The sequence below is a fragment of the Haloarcula limicola genome (assembly GCF_010119205.1).
Classification (GTDB): domain Archaea; phylum Halobacteriota; class Halobacteria; order Halobacteriales; family Haloarculaceae; genus Haloarcula; species Haloarcula limicola.
On sequence record NZ_WRXM01000002.1, the window covers coordinates 503556 to 523561 of the forward strand.

Consider the following 20006-nt stretch of genomic DNA (forward strand, 5'->3'; position numbering starts at 1 on the left):
AGAATCGATATCGTGTCTGGGATATTTGGATTCGTAATCGAAAACTGCTCTGATTTCGATTCATCTACACCACGACGATCTGTGGCTATTTTGTGTGCCATACTTATCGGCGGATTATTCATATTTACACCAATACTCAATCATATTCTTGGGATATCCGCTGTGCTTTCTGTTCCAGTCGTCGGGATAGTCTATGGAATTGCCGCTATCAAATATCGGAATGTGTTTACCAGTTTTGTTGTAGCAATTATAGTCACATCAACTTTTGCAGCAAATGTCCCTCTCGTTGCTCAACCAGTCCTTGATTCAATACCGGGAGACATAGGCCCTAACCTCTGGCTGGTCTACCTCCCCATAGTTGGGGCGTTCTTAATTTTATTTCTTACTGATATTAGCGGCTTCAAAGAGACGTGGGATCTTGAATCAAAGCTATTTGCCGGGTTTATTGCTTGGACTGCGCTAGGATCCTTAATTTCCTCACCCCCCCGCCCAGATGTTGTTATATATTTTTCCCTCTTTTTATTGTTTGGCCTCGCAGCGTATCAAGTAGTAAAATACAGTATACTCAACGACCTCATTCAATCCAGATCAGTAGTTGCCATCTTGGGGATAACACTAGTTGGACACCTTTCATACGGCGTCTTCCAGTTCTTTTTTCGAGGTGCAGCGCGAATTACCCAGCTCGGTGAGCCGCAAATCACCCAAACCCTTGCAAAGTTTCAATTTGGACTATTCGGGACCTACCAACTCGGTACGTTTGTGACTGGATTTGCCGGGATGGGATTTCACCTTTCAGCACTAACGGTGTTACTCCTCGGAATCCCCTTCGCGTTTTACTTGACTGATGAAGGTCCTAAATCGAGAATCTGGCTTTTAGTTCCAGTCGTGGGCGCATTTATTGTGAGAGTTACTGGATCAGATACCGCACGTGGTGCGTTCCTAATTGTCCTTACCCTGACCGGAATGAGTATCTTCTACGCATTCCGAAACGAGTGGATACGTTGGATCCGTAACGGCATTGCAAGCAGTATGAAAGTAGTAACCGTTGCATTGGTTTCTGTTACTATTATCTTCCTTCCCTCTTCGCAGTCAGGAGCTACAACACAACCATCAAATACTGAAGGAACAACGGGTGGAAATCCATCGACTAGCACTGATGGAGCGTTAAGTGGGAGTTCACCTACTCCGTCTAGCCATGGCGGGTCCGTGGAATCTTTCTCAGTCCCGTTTTTTGATCTTTCAAATTTGATGATTAGAATCGAACAGTACGATCTCGGGTTAAGGCTATTTATCGACAATCCAATCACAGGAATTGGCGGTGCGAATTTTGTATATTACTTTACCAAATTGGTTGACCCAAACCGTCAGGTTGCGTTACACAACATCTATCTTGCCGTGATTGTCGAGACAGGAGTAATCGGATTTCTCTTTTATTATGGTTCAATTGGAATGATATTGCTACAAGGGATGAGGACGATCCCAACCGCGGAGTCGTCCTTTGATTCTACCATCCTAATTGCACTCATCGCAGGTGTTATTGGAATATTAGCCTATGGGATGTTGGGCCACGCACCGTTAACGAAAGTGACGGTTTTCATACCTTTCTGGATAGTCTTAGCCACAATTTCAGGAAAGTCAAATATAAACAGAAACGCTGACCACAGTCTATCTTGAACCACCAAGTTAAGATAAAACGGCCATCTATAGTCAATCGTGCACTAGATATAATATAAGTATGAGTTCTTTAATTAAATCTCTTGTCTCAATCCTCTCTGGTAGATTATCTCAAATAATTATTGGTTTGGTATTTACTCCCCTTTTAGTCCGAATTATCTCACAGGAACAATATGGGAAATATGCAAGTATTTTAGCTGGGATTAGCGTCCTAATGCTTCTTACTAAGGGAGGAATATTCGATGCTAGCAGAAAAGCTGTTGCCGAATATAGTGGAGAAGAAAGTGACGAGATACTTCCAATATTCTGTTCAATATTTCTAAGTTTAACCTATGGTATAGTTTCAACAGTAGTGGTTTTTATATCTCTACAATTCGATATAGTCCCTGATAGATACCAGCCTTTGCTTTGGATACTTTCACCTGCCATATTATTCGAAAACCTCCACAATGCAGCAAGAGGGGTTCTTTATGGTTTAAAAGATGAACACATTGCGGAAGTTCTTCATGTTTCACGCCGTCTAATCTTTGCGGCTACTGGGCTGGTCTTTGCATTTGTTGGATATGGTCTTCTTGGTGTATTTTTCGGATATACACTTTCATTCATTCTAACTGGGACCGCAGGTGTTATGGTATTAATTCAGAGGGGAATCGAATTACCCCCAATCACAAAGGAACTCCTTGAACGTGGGAAGGATATTGCTACGTTTGGGGGATATCAGGTAATTGGCGGGTTAGGTGCCGTATTGCTATATAAAACGGATATTCTGCTGGTTGAACATTTTAAAGGATCTTCTGCTACTGCATTGTACAATAGTGCTATCGTGCCTGCTGAAATGATCTGGTTTGTCCCAGCAGTCATCCAGCTAGCCTTCCTTCAGCATATAGCCGGTTTGTGGGCTGATAATGAGGTTGAAGCAATTAACAAAGACATTCGTACTGGAGTGAAATATGGAATATTATCACTATCATTATTCGGGATTGGACTGTTCGCACTAGCCAATCCGTTTCTGTCAGTGTATTTTGGCCAGGGGTATTCTGAAGCTACCCCAGTTCTAAAAATACTCATTATTGGCACATTCTTTTTAGGCACAACTCGTGTTATTATACCCGCATTACAGGCTACTGGTTGGATTAGAGAATCTCAAATGATTACGATTGGTGGACTCATTCTGAATATCATCGTAAATTTGGTTCTCATTCCGAAATTCGGGATTTTAGGAGCGGCAACAGGGACAGCAATCTCGTATATATTTATATTCGCAGGAAACATAATTATCTGGAGACAATCTCCTATTGCTATGGTCCCTCCCTATTTAATTGCAAAGATAATATTTATTCAGGCAGTATTTGGAGTGGTTTTTCTAAGTCTCGTTTCTATTATCAATCTATCCGCATTATTTTCTCTTCTTGTCTTTCCTCCTCTGGGGTTTTTTCTTTTCTTAATTTTCAATATAGCATCAGGGGTTATACCAATCGCAGAAATCAAATCACAAGCAGAAAGACTTTCGATATTATAGGATTTTTGTCACTATATAGATAACCTCCTGAGCTGGCGTTCGATCATTCAACGCCTGATGCAGTCGCTGACAATTGTAGTAATACACAAAAACTGCAAGCTACTGGCGGACGCTCAGCTGACTGCCCACCCACGAATGATGAAAACGGTCAACTCGCATTTTGAACGTCTGAAACCACTGTTCGATCAGGTTTCGGTCAATGTAGTCGATCCGACCGTTGATCCCTAATCGAAAGAAGGCACTCCGATAGCCGAAAGCATCTGTAAGAAACACTGCTTCGGAATAATCGTGTTTCTCGGTGATGCCATGGAGGAAGGCTGCCGCCGGATTGGTACCATGTCGGTCGAACAGAGCGACATCCAAGATCAGCTTTGTGTCGAGATCTATTGCAGCGTACAACCATGACTGTTCACCATTTATTTTGACAGCCGTTTCGTCGACCGCGACTCGCGACGGCTTCGCCGTCGGCGGGTCTGGCAGGCTGTCAGAAATCCGATGTACCTACTCCCAGATCGCTTGGAACGAGCGATCGACGCCGAGCAGCCGAAGAATTGCTTCTGTTTCTCGGAGCGAAATACCAGCAGCATGGGGCCAAACGGCGAATGCCCTAACGGGCGTCGCCGTTCGCTTCCGCTGCCAATATTCAAGCGTAGCGGTGTCTAAACTCTTTTTGATCAGGTCTATGAGTAGCATAAAACACTCACTCTTCGACCTGTTCGTTCCTTACTAGAAGGTGCCATTTGATTGAATATATTATCAATTTGTCATCTCAAATAAGCGATTGAAATTTTCTTGTGCTGAAGAACGAATTGAGTCCAGGTTTGATACTTGACTGAATTGAATAGAGATTGGTTTATGGGGCTTGTAAACTGGAATTTTCATTTGCTTCGTGAGCTCGGTGACTTTCGGCGCATATCCAAGAGCGAGTATCGGTTTGTTACAAATAGCAGCAAAGATTAGAGAATGATAGCGCATCGTCACCATTCGATTTACACGACTAACGCGTTGAAGAGTTTTTTGGACAGAGAATTTATAGTCTAAGGTTGGAATGTCTAAATATTTTTTTGCAAATTCTTCATCTTTATAATGAAATGGAATGAATATTGGATCGTCTACCTTTTGGCAAATATTTCTAGCATTCTCAATATATGATTTGCTGGCTTTAGTTAGGTCATTATACTCAAAATACTCTTTCAGGACCTTCTCACTTTTTTCACCTTCGTCAAACCAGGGACGAAAGTTTATACCTGTTTTCTCTTTTGTTTCGACGCTTGGATCTTCATAGAGAAACGCTGGACAAGCAGTTACAGTAACATCAACATCACAAATACTCTTGATATTCTGTTTTGACCGCTTATCACGGACAGTAATCAGTTCAAGATCGGGGAGAGTATTGGCAATGAGTTTTTTAGCATCTGGGGACCGAAATCCAGGAACACCAACTCCAACAATGTATCCGTTTTCACCCCCGCTAACATATCCGAGACGACGTTCCAATTGATCCATAGAATACCAATCATGTAGAACGCCACCTCCCCCAAGAACTCTGTTCGGTGCATTACTATCCCTGACGCGCATACCGAACAATTTTGTCCGGTACCCTTCTTGCTGAAGTTGTTTTTTGAATAGTTCACCAAGAGCACGATCTCCGATATTTCCGGTATAGTAGCTTCCCTGGACTCCGAAATCGTGAGGTAGTCTAATATTGATTTGTTTCTTGAATTCTCGAGTAGCGAGAGACGGGTTAAAAAGGCCTCTAAATATCTGGTCGGCGGAGTACATCTGCTCATCAGTACGTTCGCAAAGCCACTTGATTGTTTGGAACTACCTCATATGTCAAGATTGGATAATATAGAAATGTATTATAATAGCTGTGGAGGTGTTGATTCTGATTTCAAAAATTCTAGTATAAAATTCTAGTGGCAGAGAATGCCTGATTATATATTTGGGCTGGGAAAAGAAGCGCTCTATTGAGGAATTAATCGCGGTGTTTTTTAAGAAGCACCCGTAAATTTGAGAAAGGTAGATAGCATGTACTCGGTGAGGCAAATAATTAGTGGACTAAATAATCCTTCGAAGATACTCAGAGAAATTGAAAAGTATTCTGGAAAAATACAAAATAAATTACTAGGCTGCAATTTTATGCTGGAAGATTGGGATAACCTCATAATATTAGATGCATGTAGATATGATATGTTTAAACAAATGAATACAATCGAAGGGAAATTAGAATGGCGCCGGTCAAAAGGGTCGGCAACGTGGGAATTCTCCCAGAATAACTTCTCCGACCGAGAATATTTTGATATTGTCTATGTCAATGCGAATCCTCGAGTTTCCCTAGTTACGGAGGATACTTTCCACTACCAGCACGATGTCTGGCAAAATGCATGGGACTCTGATCAGGGTACAGTAATGCCGAATACAATGGTACAGCAGACCTTAGAAATGGAACGAAAATATCCAAAGAAACGGATAGTTGCTCACTTCCTGCAGCCACATCATCCATTTCTGGGGCAAACCGCTTTGGCCGAACTTAGAGACTTAAGTGGAAATACCGGGGCTCGAAATGAAGCTCTTAATGATAATGAACAAACGGGAAGTGGTCCTGACGAAAGAGACCATATCTGGGCAAAGCTTGAAAAAGGAGAAATTGAGTTGGATATAATTCGGGAAGCCTACTACGAGTCCTTACAAGAAACTCTCCCATATGTTGACTTTTTATGTAGCAAATTAAAGGGGAAAACAGTAGTCACCTCTGATCACGGAAACTTACTGGGCGAACAGTCACACCCACGACTCCCTTGGAAAACACAACGGTTCGCTCATCCAGATCACGCTACGGCGAAGGTGCTCGTTAAGGTGCCTTGGCTAGTTTGTCCTTTTGATTCGCGGAAATTTTCCATCCCAGAAACCCCAGAAAAGCGCCGGTCTGTATACAATGAAGATAGTTTAGAACAAAAGTTAGAATCTCTCGGATATAAGTAGCCTAGGCAATATGACGTTCCCGACTGCCTTTCTTTAAAGAGAGATCTCAGTATCTGACAAATAGTCTAGTAACACAGATTAGGATGGCCTACGCGTCAGTAGGTATTTATCAGATTGAAATGAGTTATTTAATGAGGTAGAAGAACACTCTACTATTCATCGTCATGATCTATGGTTATTCTCAAGTATTTTTTCCGCATGGTTAAAATCCATTTATGTGAGACTATCCTCAATCTTAATTATCACGAATATCTGAATATTAAAGTAGTATAGTGGATTAAGAATTTAGACTCAAGCTTAGAAGGACGATGTTAAAGGAACCGTCCTCGACCCGCTCTCCGAAACCAGGGGCTACGAAGTGGCCGTCTCTCTCCTGACGCCACCGGAGCTCCCGGAAGAAGACCGAACGGAAGACACGCCCTCGGACGAGAGAGACCGGTAAACCCCGATCTACTCCACAGTCACACTTTTAGCCAGATTCCGCGGCTTGTCGATGTTCCGCCCCAGCAGCGACGCGACGTGATACGACACCAGCTGCAGGTGCGTGTTCGCCAGTACCGCAGCAGCGCGCGGATGCGTCTCGGGTAGCTCCAGCACGTGGTCCGCGTAGCGTTCGACCTCTGACTGGCCGTCGGTGATCGCCACCACGGGAGCGTCCCGCGCTTCCACCTCTTTGACGTTGCCGAGAGTCTTCCGAGCTTGCTCCCCATCACCGGTCACGACCGCGAACACGGGTGTGTTCTGGGTCACCAGCGCCAGCGGGCCGTGTTTCAATTCGCCGGAGGCGAAGCCCTCGGCGTGTTTGTACGTGATCTCCTTCATCTTCAGTGCGCCTTCCAAGGCGACGGGGAACTGATAGCCGCGGCCGATGAAGAAGTAGGCGTCCGAGTGCTCGTAGGTCTCGGCGACTTCCTCGGCGTTGGATTCGTCGAGGATGCGCTGGACGTTGCCAGGCAGCTCGCGGAGCGCGGTGATGACCTCGCGCGCTTCCTGCGTATTGGTCATCCCCAGCGCCAGCAGGTTCAGCGCCGTCAGCTGCGAGGAGAACGTCTTGGTGGCGGCGACACCGATCTCGGGGCCGGCGCGGATGTAGAAGGCGTGGTCGCATTCACGAGCGGCCGTCGACCCGACGACGTTCGTGACGGCCATCGTCCGCGCGCCGCGCTTGCGGGCGGCCCGCAGCGCAGACAGCGTGTCGGCGGTCTCGCCGCTCTGGGTGACCCCGACAACCAGCGCCTCGCCGATGGGCGGGACGGCGGTGGCGTACTCGCTGGCGAGGAACGCCTGGGCCGGGATGCCGGCGTCGCGGAACAGCTGCGCGCCGTAGAGCGCGGCGTGGTAGGAGGTCCCGCAGGCGACGAACTGCACGCCGCTCGGCGAGAGGTCCGCGAGGTCCTCGATGTCGACGGTGCCGGCCATCTCGTCGACGCGGCCGCGGAGACACTGCCGGAGCGCTCGGGGTTGCTCGTGGATCTCCTTGAGCATGAAGTGGTCGTAGCCGCTCTTGCCGGTCTCCTCGGGGTCCCACTGCACCGTGTCCACCTCTTTCTCGACGAGGTTTCCGTCGAGGTCGGTGACGGTCCAGCCCGCGCTCTCCAGGCGAGCGAACTCGCCGTCGGCCAGATAGACCACCTGATCGGTGAAGTCGCGGAACGCGGGGACGTCGCTCGCGAGGAACGTCGCGTCCTCGGTCAGGCCCAACACGAGCGGCGAGTCGTTGCGCGCGGCGAAGACCGCCTCGGTGCCGGCGACGACGACGGCGGCGGCGTAACTGCCCTCTAACCGGGCGAGTGCCGCGCGAACCGCGTTTTCGGGGTCCCGTCCCGCGTCGAGTTCGTCCTCGATCAGATGCGGGATGACCTCCGTGTCCGTATCGGAGGTGAAGGTGTGGCCGGCCGCGACGAGTTCGTCGCGGAGCGTCTGGTAGTTCTCGATGATGCCGTTGTGGACGACGGCCACGTCGCCGTGACAGTCCTGATGGGGGTGGGCGTTCCCGTCGGTCGGCGGGCCGTGCGTGCTCCAGCGGGTGTGACCGATGCCGACCGACCCCGAGAGCCGCGCGGATTCGAGCGCCGTCTTCAGATCCGAGATCTCGCCCGAGGCCTTGCAGATGTCGATGGAGTCGTCGGCCATTGCCACCCCGGCCGAGTCGTAGCCGCGGTACTCCAGTTTCGAGAGCCCGTGGACCAGCGTATCGAGCGTCTCGTCGCCGCGGCCCACGCAGCCGATGATGCCGCACATCAGCGGGTCACCTCCGCGCCCTCGCGGACGTTCCCGCGCACCGTCACGCCGGCGTCGAGCGTGGCGTTCGGGCCGACCAGCGACCCCGGCGTGAAGCTCACGTCGCCGCGGGCGCGGGCCCGGTCGGCGATGACCGCGCCGAGCCGCTGGTCCTCGAAGACCCGCGTGCCGACCTGGACGTCGGCCGGGCCGCCCGGAACCACGGTCGTCGCGCCGAGATGCACGTCCTGCCCGGTGACGGTGTCGAGCAGCGTCGATCCGGGGTCGACCCGCGTGTCGGCGTCGAGGACGGTGTTCTGGACGACGCTGTTCGCGCCGACGGTGACGGTCCGGCCGAGTGCGGCGTCGGGACCGATGACCGCGTCCGGCCCGACCTCGCAGTCCGGGCCGACGACGACGGGCCCCTGCAGGACGGCCTCGTTGTGAACCCGCGCGGAGTCGGCGATCCAGACCTGTTCGCGTCGCGCGCTCTCAACGACGCGGCCCCGCGCCAGTACCTCGCGGGCGACGGTCAGCAGGTCCCACGGGTAGGTGGCGTCGACCCACATCCCGTCGACCTCGACGCCGCGGACGCGCTCCTCGTCGACGAGCGTCGCCAGCGTGTCCGTCAGCGCGAGTTCGCCCGCCTGCCGGGGCGTGTCCTGGATCGCGTCGAAGATGTCCGGCGAGAAGGCGTAGACGCCGCCGTTGATGAGCCGGTAGTCCCCGTCGCGGGGTTTCTCGACGAGATCCGTGATGTAGCCGTCCCGGACCTGGACGGCCCCGTAGCGGCTGGTGTCCTGTCGCTCGACCACCGACATCGTGGCGTTACCTGACTGCGAGAACGTCTCCGCGACGGCTTCGACCGTCCCGGCGTCGATGAGCCGGTCGCCGTTCAGGACCAGCGCCGGCCCGTCGACGCTGTCGCGGGCCTGCAACAGCGCGTGACCGCTGCCGAGTTGCTTGTGCTGGACGGCGTACGTGACCGGAACGCCGCGATACGTCGGCCCAAAGTGGTCCTGCACTCTGTCGCGCTTGTAGCCGACGACGGCGATCAGTTCCTCGACGCCGGCGTCGATCAGGGCGTCGAAGACGTGCTCCAGGATGGGTCGGTTCGCTGCCGGCAACATCGGCTTCGGCCGGTTTCGCGTCAGCGGGCGGAGCCGGGTCCCCTCACCAGCGGCGAGGACCACGGCCGTGTCGATGTCCATACGCGTATCAATGCTAGTAGGGATTTGAATATGGCGGGGCTAACGGGGTTCGCGGGAACCGGCGCATGGGACTGCGTACTCTGGTTGTTCATCGAAACGGCTAGGTCATTATCTCGATAATCATTATCCAGATAATGACCTTCTACGACCGTAGCGACGAATTAGCCGCGCTCGATAGCGCGATCGAGACCGATGGTCACGGTTTTTTCGTCGTTTACGGGCCTCGTCGGGTCGGAAATGTCTCCCTAATTCCCCCGTCCAGAACCGTGCTATTGCTCACGAGTCGCTTCGCTCCTCGTTCGCTATCGGAGACGCCTCGCGTTGCTCGGAGTCTCCCTATCGCTCTGCGGTTCGTTTCACTCACCCCCTCGCTACTGCTCACGGGTCGCTGTCTCGCGGGCGGTGCCCGCTCGACTGACCGAGGCCGCTAGCGCGACCTCGCTACCGCTTCCCGTTCGCACTTCGCGGCCTCTCACTCCGTTCGAGCCCGCGCTACTGCTCGCGGGTTACTCCGTTCCCCGCTGCGCTTTGTGGAGATTCTCACTCGCTTCGCTCGTTCCGAATCTCCCTACTGCTCTCCCATCCTATCCCCAGCAACACGGCGTCCCTTCGTGGTCAGCGCCACCTCGGTCCGCTCGCGGAGGACGCTGATGACGTCGAGTTCGACGAGGCGGTCGAAGATGGCCTCGGTCTTCTCAACGTCGATGCCGACGAAGTTCGGGATGTCGAACGGCGAGACGCCCGAGTGCAACGCCATAATGACCCGCTTCTCCGTCGCCGAGAGGTCTAAGTCGGCGCGGTTCGCTTCAGCGCTGTCTTCGAGCATCGTCCGGAGGACGGTGGCCTGGAACTCCTCGCCGGCGAGGTGGGTCTCGACGCTGATGTCGTCCTCCGAGTGTTCGACCTGGATGACGGTGCGTTCCGCGCCCGAGACCTGTTTCTCCTCGACGGAGAGGTCGCCGATGTCGGCGCGGTCGATGTCGACGGCCTGTCCGTCGGCCAGCGCGAGCCGCACCGTCTCGTCGCTCACCTTCAGTCGGCCCTTCGTCCACTCGGTGTCCTGGACGACGCCGCCCTTCAGCGCGGGGTGTTGCGCGAGGACGACCGCGCCGTCCAAGGCCGCCCGGTAGAGGTCCGTCTCGAAGGCCGCGTGGTTCGACGCGGTGACGAGGAGGACGTCGTCGTCGACGTGAAAGCCGACGTACTCGGAGACGCCGGCGCTCTGCTGGTTCACGTCGAAGCGGTCGGTGAGGCGGTCGATCTCCGAGAGGGCGATCTGGCGCTTGCTATCGCCGACGAGCGCGATGCGCTCGGTCGTGAGGACGATGCGACAGTTCCGCCACTCGGCGTCGGTGAGCCGCTGGCCCTGCGAGACGGCCTGGAGGTACTGGCCCCGCGTGTCGGCGATCTTCTTCTCTGTGTCGCTCATGCCCGTTCTCGGTCTTACCCATCGTTTTCGAGGGCGGCGAATATAGCTTCCGCCGCCAGTGTCGATGTTGAGAACGCGAGAGGACACGCTACCTGTCCGTGTCCCGTTCCAATTCTTCTCTCATGTAGCACCAATCCTTTTGACGACGCCCCCGAAGTGCCACGCAATGACAAGGCCCCACGGGTCGGGCCGCAAGACCGCCCTGAAAGACCGCCCGGCCATCGACCCGCCCGCGTGGTTCGCCGAGCAGGCCAACCAGGCCGATCCGTCGGTGTACGAGACCTTCGAGCGGGAGTGGCCGGACTGCTGGCGGCGAGCGGCCGAGCTACTGGACTGGGAGGAGGCGTACGACAGCGTTCTCGACGGCGAGGACGGGCCGCCCTTCGAGTGGTTCGCCGGTGGGACGCTGAACGCCTCGTACAACTGCATCGACCGACACCTCCCCGAGCGCAAGAACCAGTTGGCGCTCATCTGGGAGGGCCACGGCGAGTCCCGGACCTACACCTACCGGGAGCTCTCCCGCGAGGTCAACGCCGTCGCGGCGGCGCTTCGCGAACGCGGCGTCGAGGAGGACGACGTGGTGACCATCTACCTCCCGATGGTCCCCGAACTCCCCGTCGTGATGCTCGCCTGCGTGCGGCTGGGCGTCGTTCACAACGTCGTCTTCGCGGGGTTCTCCTCGGGCGCGCTCGCCGAGCGGATGGAACGCACCGGCTCGGAACTGCTCGTCACCTGCGACGGCTACTACCGACGGGGCAGCGCCGTCGCCCAGAAGAACAAGGCCGACAACGCCCGCATCGCCGTCGAACAGGACGTCTCCGTGGTCGTGTTGGATCGGCTGGGCCGGGACGTCCACCTCGGGAAGGACTACTACGACTACGCGACGCTGCGGGACGCACACGACGGCGAGACGGTCGACCCGGTCCCGCGGGACGCGAGCGACACCCTCTTTCGCATCTACACCTCGGGGACGACGGGCGAACCCAAGGCCGTCGACCACACCACCGGCGGCTACCTCGCGCACGTCGCCTGGACCAGCGAATCGGTGCTGGACGTCAAGCCGACGGACACCTACTGGTGTTCGGCCGACATCGGCTGGATCACGGGCCACTCCTACATCGTCTACGGCCCGCTCGCGCTCGGGACGACCACCGTCCTCTACAACGGGACGCCCGACCACCCGGAGAAAGACCGCCTCTGGGACATCGTCGAGCGCTACGCCGTCGACGTCTTCTACACCGCACCGACGGCCATCCGCGCGTTCATGAAGTGGGGCGAGGAGTACCCCGCACAGCACGACCTCTCCAGCCTGCGCCTGCTCGGGACCGTCGGCGAACCCATCGACGAGCGGGCCTGGCAGTGGTACCGCGAGCACATCGGCGGCGGCGAGGCGCCCGTCGTCGACACGTGGTGGCAGACCGAGACGGGCGCGATTCTGGTCGCCACGCTCCCGGGCGTCGACGCGATGAAACCCGGCGCGGCGGGGAAGCCGCTACCGGGGATCGAGACGGACGTGGTCGACCCCGCGGGCGAACCGGTCGACCGCGGCGAGGCCGGTGAACTCGTCGTCACTCGGCCGTGGCCGGGGATGCCCCGCGCGCTGCGAACCGGCGAGGACTGGGGCGCGGCGTCGGTCCACGGCGACGAGTGGCGTTACTACCCCGAGGACGGCGCGACCGTCGACGGCGACGGCTACGTCACGTTCCTGGGTCGCATCGACGACGCCATCAACGTCGCCGGGCGGCGCTTCAGCACGATGGAACTCGAGAGCGCCATCGCGGGCGTCGAGGGCGTCGCCGAGACCGCCGTCGTCGGGGCGAACCACGCGACCACGGGGACGGCCGTCTACGCCTACGTCTCGCCGGAGGGCAACTGCGCCGAGGCCGACCTCGAAGCGCGCATCGAGGCGGCCGTCGAAGCGGCGATCGGCAGCGTCGCCACGCCCGAGGCGATCATCTTCACGCCCGACCTCCCGAAGACGCGCTCCGGGAAGGTAATGCGGCGGCTCCTCACCGCGGTCGCCAACGGCGACGAGTTGGGCGATACGAGCGCGCTCCGAAACCCCGAGATCCTCGGCGAGTTGCAGTCCGCGACGCCCGACCGCTAGCGGCGTTTCGCTAATTCGGAAGTTTCCGAAACGAGAATTCGGTACGGCTGTCGAAGTTCACCGTTCACGAAGGAATCATCCGGTCGACAGCGGTTAGAGTCCCGTAGGCTTATTTCGGAGAGTCTCGAATATCCGAAACAGTATGACGGATTCGGCGGACGTTCTCGGCGCGCGCGGCTACGAACAGCTCCGGCGAGTCGCCGAGACGTACCGCGAGGACCTCGTCCTGCGCCTCGGCGCGGAGGTCGGCCTGCGCCCGGCCGAGATGACGCGCGTCCGTCTCGCGGACGTGACGAGCGCCGACGACCACTTCTTCCTGACCGTGCGCGACGGCAAGGGCGAACCCGACCGCGAGGCGTACCTCCCCGACGCCGTCGAACACGACCTGCGGAAGTTCGCCAGCGCGAACGGCCGTGACGGGGACGAACCGCTGCTGTCGGTGTCGGCCCGCCGCCTCCAGATGATCGTCGGGGAAGTCGCGGACCGGGCCGCCGAGACCACGCCTCGGCTGGCCGAGACCTCCTCCCGCGATCTGCGCTGGCGCTTCGCCGCGACGCTGCTCTCGAAGGGCGTTCCGCCCCACGTCGTCTGCGAACTCGGCGGCTGGGACCGCCTCGCGCGACTCGAACCGCTGTTGCCGGAGCCGGACCGCGAGCGAGTCGTCCGCGCCATCGAGGACACCGAGGACGTCCCGACGCCGACCCGCCTCCGCCGAACCATCGCCGTCGCCGCAGACGTCGGCGAGACGCTGGCCGGCGCGGCGACCGGCGAGGAGATCGAACGGACCGTCTGCGAGCGACTGGCCGACACCGAGGGCTTTCGATTCGCGTGGGTCGCCGAACGCACCGGCGACGGCCTGACGCCGCGCGCGTCGGCCGGTATCGACGAGGACAGCGTCGGGGACCGGGCGCGCGACCACGAAGAGCAGGCGGCGGCCGCGATGGACGGTCACGAGGTGCGGATGGCCGAGGACGCCCGCGGGCCGATGGCGCTCGTCCCCATCGTCCGGGACGACGCCGCGGCCGGCGTCCTCGCCATCGGGACGACGGCCCGCGTCGTCGACGCCGAGCAGGACCTGCTGGCGGCGCTGGGCGCGCAGGTCGGCTCGGCGCTGGCGGCCGTCGAGCGCAAGCGCCTCCTGCTGGCCGATACGGTCACGGAACTCACCTTCGAATGCACCGACCGCGACGCGTTCACCGTCGGACTCTCGGACGAACTCGACTGCGCGCTCGAACTCTCGGGCGTCGTCCCGGTGGGCGGGCGCTCCCTGCTGTACTATCTGGTCGTCGAGGGCGCGCCCGCCGGACCGGTCCTCTCTCGGGCCGCCGACGACGAGGACATCGCCGACGCCCGCCTCATCGAGGATTACGGCGACGGCGCGCTCGTCGAGGTGGTCGTGACGGCCGCGCCCGCGCTCTCGCTCGTCGAAAAGGGCGGCCGTCTCCGCGATCTCACGGCCGAGAACGGGTCGGCGACCATCGAGGCCGAACTGCCCGGCGACACCGACCTCCGCGAGGCGGTCGACGCCGTCGTCGACGCCTATCCGGGGACGTCGCTGATAGCCAAACGCGAGACGGAGCGGTCCGTCGAGACGGAGACCGGCTTCCGGGAGCGCCTCTCCGACCGCCTCTCGGAGCGGCAGGCGACGGTGTTACAGGCCGCCTACCACAGCGGCTACTTCGAGTGGCCCCGCGGGACCACCGCAGAGGAGCTCGCCGACTCGCTCGACGTCTCCTCGCCGACGTTCCACAACCACCTCAGGAAGGCCCAGCAGAAGCTCCTGACGGCGTTCTTCGCCGACGCGCCGACCGAAGAGCCGCCCGCGCCGCTGAACGGGTGACCGACAGGTAACAATTGCCATAGTTAGACCCCCCGTTTATCAGTGACCCGTTGATTGTGGGTGATAGACCATGTCAGATGATGATGTCCAACTCGAGGCGCGCTTGGAAGAGCAGGAGGTCTTCGAGCCCCCGGAGTCGTTCGTCGAGCAGGCGAACGTCACCGACGAGGGCATCTACGAAGAGTTCGAGGAGAACTGGCCGGAGTGTTGGGAGGACGCGGCTGAACTGCTGGACTGGGAGGAGTCCTACGACCAGGTACTGAACGACTCGAACCCGCCGTTTTACGAGTGGTTCAACGGGGGGACGCTGAACGCTTCGGCGAACTGTATCGACCGCCACCTCGACGAGCGGGGGGACGAGGCGGCCATCGAGTGGGTCGGGGAACCCGTAGACGAAGAGGACGTCACCTACACCTACGAGGACCTCCACCGCGAGGTCAACGAGTTCGCGGCCGCGCTCCGCGAACAGGGCGTCGAGGAGGACGACGTGGTCACGATGTACATGCCGATGATCCCCCAGCTCCCCATCGCCATGCTGGCCTGCGCCCGCATCGGCGCGCCCCACTCGGTGGTGTTCGCCGGGTTCTCGGCGGACGCGCTGGCGACGCGGATGAACTCCGCCGACTCGGAGTACCTCGTCACCTGCGACGGCTACTACCGACGCGGCGACCCGCTCGACCACCTCGAGAAGGCGAACGAGGGACTGGAGGGGGTCGAACACGACGTGGAGACAGTCGCGGTGGCCGAGCGCCTGCTCGACGGCGACGGCTTCGACCACGACTACGCCGACAACCAGGTCGCCTTCGAGGAACTCCAGAGCGAACACGAGGGCGCGGAGGTAGACCCGGTCTCACGGGACGCCGAGGACATGCTGTTCCTGATGTACACCTCGGGGACGACCGGCGAGCCGAAGGGGGTGAAACACACCACCGCCGGCTACCTCTCCTACGTCGCCTGGACCTCGCAGGCCGTCCTCGACATCAAACCCGATGACACCTACTTCTGCTCGGCCGACATCGGCTGGATCACGGGCCACTCCTACATCATCTACGGGCCGCTCGCGCTCGGCACGACGACGACGATGTACGAGGGGACGCCCGACTACCCCGACAAGGACCGGCTCTGGGAGATCATCGAGGACCACGATATCACGCAGCTGTACACCGCGCCGACGGCCATCCGCTCGTTCATGAAGTGGGGCGAGGAGTACCCCGACAGCCACGACCTCTCCAGCCTGCGCCTGCTCGGGACCGTCGGCGAACCCATCAACCCGCGGGCCTGGAAGTGGTACTACAAGCACATCGGCAAGGAGGACTGCCCCGTCGTCGACACCTGGTGGCAGACCGAGACCGGCGGCATGATGCTGACGACGCTGCCCGGCGTCGGCGACATGAAACCCGGCTCCGCCGGCCCGCCCTTGCCGGGCGTCAGCGCCGACATCGTCGACGTCAGCGGTAGTCCCGTGAAGGCGGGCGAGGCGGGCTACCTCGTCGTCAACAAACCGTGGCCCGGCATGCTGCGGACGCTGTACAAGAACGACGAGCGCTTCATCGACGAGTACTGGCGAGAGTACTCGAACACCGACAGCGACGACCCGGCCGACTGGGTGTACTTCCCCGAAGACGGCGCGAAGATCGACCAGGACGGCTACATCACCGTCCTCGGTCGGGTCGACGACGTGCTCAACGTCTCGGGGCACCGCCTCGGGACGATGGAGATCGAGAGCGCCATCGTCGGCGTCGAGGGGGTCGCGGAGGCCGCCGTCGTCGGCGGCGAACACGACATCAAGGGCGAGGCGGTCTACGCCTACGTCATCACGGAGGACGGGTACGAGGAAGACGAGGAGCTGCGAGAACGCATCATCGAGAGCGTCGAAGACGCCATCGGGCCGATCGCCCGGCCGGAGGCCGTCATCTTCACGCCGGAACTGCCCAAGACCCGCTCGGGCAAGATCATGCGTCGCCTCCTCGAAGACATCGCCAACGGCGAGGAGCTGGGCGACACCAGCACGCTGCGCAACCCGGACGTCGTCTCCGACATCCAGTCGAAGGTCGGCGGCGACTGAGCCGCGCACCGTTTTTCGAACGCACAGACACTGATACACCACGAACGGAACTATGACAGATAAGAACACGCACGATTCCGGCGACGGCCCGTCAGTCTCGACCGACGGCGGGACCGCCGCACAGGCAGCACAGGCACATCAGAACACGAACTACCTCGACGAGGAGGTGAACCTGCTGAACCCGAGCACGCCGTTCATGCGCGACCACTTGCGAGTGGTCTGGACGGGGTTCATCGCCTGGGCCATCATCGTCTTCGTCCCGGTGACGCTGACGGCCGTCGTCCCGGGCGTCATGACGACGCCGATCCCGGTCATCGGCTTCCCGCTACACTACTTCCTCGTCGCCATCGGCGCGCCCGCCGGCGCGCTCATCCTCTCGTTCTGGTACGCCCGCAAGCGCGACCAGCTGGACGAGAAGTACGGTATCAGTCACGGCGACGCCGCCGAGACCGCCGCGGAGGACGCGGCCGGCGAGGAGCAAGCCGCCACTGACGGAGGCGTCCGCGAATGATGACCTACCTGCTCCAGAGCGGCCTGCTCCCCGAGGGGCTGAACGTCTCGTTCAAACTGCTCCCGGCGATACTCGTCCTCTCGATGCTCCTGCTGTTCCTCGGCATCGGCTTCGCGTTCCGCGTCGCCGACACCGAGGGGATGTGGGTCGCCGGTCGCTCGATCGGGAACGTCGAGAACGGGATGGCCATCGGGGCCAACTGGATGTCGGCCGCGTCGTACCTCGGGATGGCGGCGCTCATCGCCCTCTCAGGCTTCTACGGGCTGGCGTTCGTCGTCGGCTGGTCGACGGGCTACTTCATCCTGCTCATCTTCCTCGCGGCGCAGATGCGCCGGTTCGGGAAGTACACCGCGCCCGACTTCGTCGGCGACCGTTTCAACTCCGACAGCGCGCGCGCCATCGGGGCCGTGACGACGTTCCTCATCGGGTTCGTCTACGCCATCGGGCAGGCCCGCGGAATGGGCCTCGTCGGCCTCTACATCTTCGGTGACATCGGCATCCCCGGCTTCTCCGGGTACCAGTCGATGGTCATCTTCATGATGGCCATCACCGTCGGCTATCTCACCGTCTCGGGGATGTTGGGCGCGACCAAGAACATGGCCGTCCAGTACGTCATCCTCATCGTCGCGTTCCTCGCCGGCCTCTACACCGTCGGCTTCACGGGGGGGTACTCGACGGTGCTCCCGCAGATCGAGTACGGAGCGCTGTTCAGCACGCTCAGCAGCGAGTTCAGCGAGCCGTTCGTCTCCGCGAGCTACTACCTCTGGCTGGCGACGGCGTTCTCGCTCGTCGTCGGGACCTGCGGCCTCCCGCACGTCCTCGTGCGGTTCTACACGGTCGAGAACGAACGGACGGCCCGCTGGTCGACCGTCTGGGGGCTGTTCTTCATCTGCCTGCTGTACCTCTCGGCGCCGGCGTTCGCCGCCTTCGGTACCGACCTCTACAGCGCGAACATCGGTGACGTCTACGGCGACCCCGGCATGACCAGCGCCGCCGGCGACGTCATCGTCGTGCTGGCCGCCCAGCTCTCGAACCTGCCCCAGTGGTTCGTCGGCTTCGTCGCGGCGGGCGGCATCGCCGCCGCCATCGCGACGACTGCGGGCCTGTTCATCACCGGCTCGTCGGCCATCTCGCACGACATCTACGCGAACATCATCAACGAGGACGCCAGCCAGCGCCAGCAGATGCTGGTCGGCCGCGGGAGCATCGTCGCGCTGGGCGTCATCACGACGCTCGCCGCGCTCGACCCCGCGGCCCCCATCGCTGCGCTGGTCTCGTACGCGTTCTCGCTCGCCGGTGCCGTGCTGTTCCCCATGTTCTTCCTCGGTCTCTGGTGGGAGAACACGAACCGCGAGGGCGCGCTCGCCGGCATGATAACGGGACTGGTCATCTGGTTCATCCCGATGATAAACGAGGTGCTGCCGAACTACATCGGCGCGGAGGGGCCGTTCGTGCCCGTCCTCGCCCAGTGGCTCCCGGCCATCGGCTCGGCGCTGATCGCCGTGCCCATCGTCTTCGCGGTCACCATCGGCGTCTCGCTGGCGACCGACGAACCCGACATGGCGACCAAGCGACTGGTCCGGCAGTGTCACAGCCCCGAACCGATGTCGAAGATGCAGTCCGCCGAAGAGGTCGCGACGACCGACGGCGGTGAACCACAACCCTCGGACGACTGACCATGTACGATACGATACTCGTCCCCACGGACGGCAGCACCGTCGCGGAAGTAGCAGTCAGCCACGCCGTCGACATCGCCGAGAAGTACGACGCGACCGTTCACGCGCTGTACGTCGTCGACCCCGACTGGGTCAACTACAGCCTCGGCAGCGAACAGATCGACCGCCTCAAGCAGGGTCACTTCGACGAGATGGAAGACGTCGAAGAAGACGCCAACGAGGCGACCGGTATCGTCGCCGACGCCGCGGCCGACCGCGGCGTCGAGACGGTCGAGGAGATCCGCGTCGGCACCCCTCACGACATCATCAGCAACTACGCCGACGGCAACGACGTCGACCTCATCGTGATGGGAAGTCACGGCCGCTCGGGCGTCCGACGCGCCCTGCTGGGCAGCGTCACCGAACGCGTCCTGCGGTCGAGTCACCTCCCTATCCTCGTCGTCGACGAACAGGGCGTCGAAGGACGGGAGGAGTAGTCGACCCCGGACCATGACCCCAACCGACGGAGGCCGCGCGTGAGCCTGTTGGAACGGGTCGGCGAGCACGTCCGCGAGAACCGCTCGGGGATGTTCGTCGACCTGGTGTTCGCGATGGCGTGGGTGACGCTGGTCTCGGTCGTCTTCGCGGTGTTACCGCCGGCTCCGGAGTGGGCGTACTACTTGGCGATGGCCAGCGGGGTCGTCGCCTACTACGGCTTCTTCTGGTCGCTGGAGGCGCTGCGGGCCGAGAAGCCGTAGCGGGCGACCGGAGAGAACAGTTCGAAACCGCG

The 20006-nt window shown here is 59.3% G+C and carries 14 protein-coding genes and 1 pseudogene; 10 read left to right on the forward strand and 5 right to left on the reverse strand.

The genetic code is table 11. The features are described 5' to 3' along the window. Positions 1-12: 12 nt before the first annotated feature. Both GO488_RS12000 and GO488_RS12005 read left to right on the forward strand, forming a co-directional pair. A complete protein-coding gene (locus GO488_RS12000) occupies positions 13-1674 on the forward strand; it encodes an O-antigen ligase family protein (RefSeq protein WP_162318063.1) in 1662 nt (553 codons plus the stop codon). A 61-nt stretch (positions 1675-1735) separates the two neighbouring features. After that, a complete protein-coding gene (locus GO488_RS12005) occupies positions 1736-3193 on the forward strand; it encodes a flippase (protein ID WP_162318064.1) in 1458 nt (485 codons plus the stop codon). On the opposite strand, the pseudogene GO488_RS12010 reads toward GO488_RS12005, so the two are convergent. Together GO488_RS12010 and GO488_RS12015 are read right to left on the reverse strand one after the other, a co-directional pair. After that, positions 3188-3886: pseudogene (locus GO488_RS12010) on the reverse strand (IS6 family transposase). The gene GO488_RS12005 and the pseudogene GO488_RS12010 sit on opposite strands and share 6 nt — an antisense overlap. Before the next feature lie 63 nt (positions 3887-3949). Further along, the gene (locus GO488_RS12015; RefSeq protein ID WP_162318065.1) at positions 3950-4975 is read right to left on the reverse strand and encodes a polysaccharide pyruvyl transferase family protein; all 1026 of its coding nucleotides are present in this window, start codon (positions 4973-4975) and stop codon (positions 3950-3952) included. Between the two features lie 249 nt (positions 4976-5224). On the opposite strand from GO488_RS12015, the gene GO488_RS12020 reads away from it, so the two are divergent. Then, the gene (locus GO488_RS12020; RefSeq protein ID WP_162318066.1) at positions 5225-6178 is read left to right on the forward strand and encodes a hypothetical protein; all 954 of its coding nucleotides are present in this window, start codon (positions 5225-5227) and stop codon (positions 6176-6178) included. A 450-nt stretch (positions 6179-6628) separates the two neighbouring features. Here GO488_RS12020 and glmS read toward each other — a convergent pair whose 3' ends face one another. The 3 genes from glmS to GO488_RS12035 form a co-directional block, all read right to left on the reverse strand. Next, positions 6629-8419, reverse strand: coding sequence for a glutamine--fructose-6-phosphate transaminase (isomerizing) (gene glmS / locus GO488_RS12025; protein ID WP_162318067.1), 1791 nt, complete (start codon positions 8417-8419; stop codon positions 6629-6631). Next, positions 8419-9609, reverse strand: coding sequence for a bifunctional sugar-1-phosphate nucleotidylyltransferase/acetyltransferase (gene glmU / locus GO488_RS12030; RefSeq protein ID WP_162318068.1), 1191 nt, complete (start codon positions 9607-9609; stop codon positions 8419-8421). Before glmU ends, glmS begins: the two co-directional genes overlap by 1 nt. Before the next feature lie 568 nt (positions 9610-10177). Continuing rightward, a complete protein-coding gene (locus GO488_RS12035) occupies positions 10178-11038 on the reverse strand; it encodes a CheF family chemotaxis protein (protein WP_162318069.1) in 861 nt (286 codons plus the stop codon). A gap of 166 nt (positions 11039-11204) precedes the next feature. Between GO488_RS12035 and acs (GO488_RS12040) the strand changes: the two genes are divergently transcribed. From acs (GO488_RS12040) to GO488_RS12070, 7 genes are all read left to right on the forward strand, one after another. Next, complete coding sequence (acs, locus tag GO488_RS12040) at positions 11205-13145, forward strand: acetate--CoA ligase (protein WP_162318070.1); 1941 nt, start codon at positions 11205-11207, stop codon at positions 13143-13145. Between the two features lie 142 nt (positions 13146-13287). After that, on the forward strand, positions 13288-14985 hold the full coding sequence (locus tag GO488_RS12045; RefSeq protein WP_162318071.1) for a bacterio-opsin activator domain-containing protein: 1698 nt from the start codon (positions 13288-13290) through the stop codon (positions 14983-14985). A 70-nt stretch (positions 14986-15055) separates the two neighbouring features. Beyond that, positions 15056-17050, forward strand: coding sequence for an acetate--CoA ligase (gene acs, locus GO488_RS12050; RefSeq protein WP_162318072.1), 1995 nt, complete (start codon positions 15056-15058; stop codon positions 17048-17050). A 52-nt stretch (positions 17051-17102) separates the two neighbouring features. Continuing rightward, positions 17103-17561 carry a DUF4212 domain-containing protein gene (locus tag GO488_RS12055; RefSeq protein ID WP_162318073.1) on the forward strand — a complete coding sequence of 153 codons (459 nt, stop codon included), beginning with the start codon at positions 17103-17105 and terminating at the stop codon, positions 17559-17561. Further along, positions 17558-19237, forward strand: a complete 1680-nt coding sequence (locus tag GO488_RS12060; protein WP_162318074.1) for a sodium:solute symporter family transporter — start codon at positions 17558-17560, stop codon at positions 19235-19237. Before GO488_RS12055 ends, GO488_RS12060 begins: the two co-directional genes overlap by 4 nt. Before the next feature lie 2 nt (positions 19238-19239). Then, positions 19240-19713 (forward strand): universal stress protein, encoded by a 474-nt coding sequence (locus GO488_RS12065; protein WP_162318075.1) that lies wholly within the window; start codon positions 19240-19242, stop codon positions 19711-19713. Between the two features lie 39 nt (positions 19714-19752). Beyond that, on the forward strand, positions 19753-19974 hold the full coding sequence (locus tag GO488_RS12070) for a DUF8119 family protein (protein ID WP_162318076.1): 222 nt from the start codon (positions 19753-19755) through the stop codon (positions 19972-19974). Positions 19975-20006 lie beyond the last annotated feature (32 nt).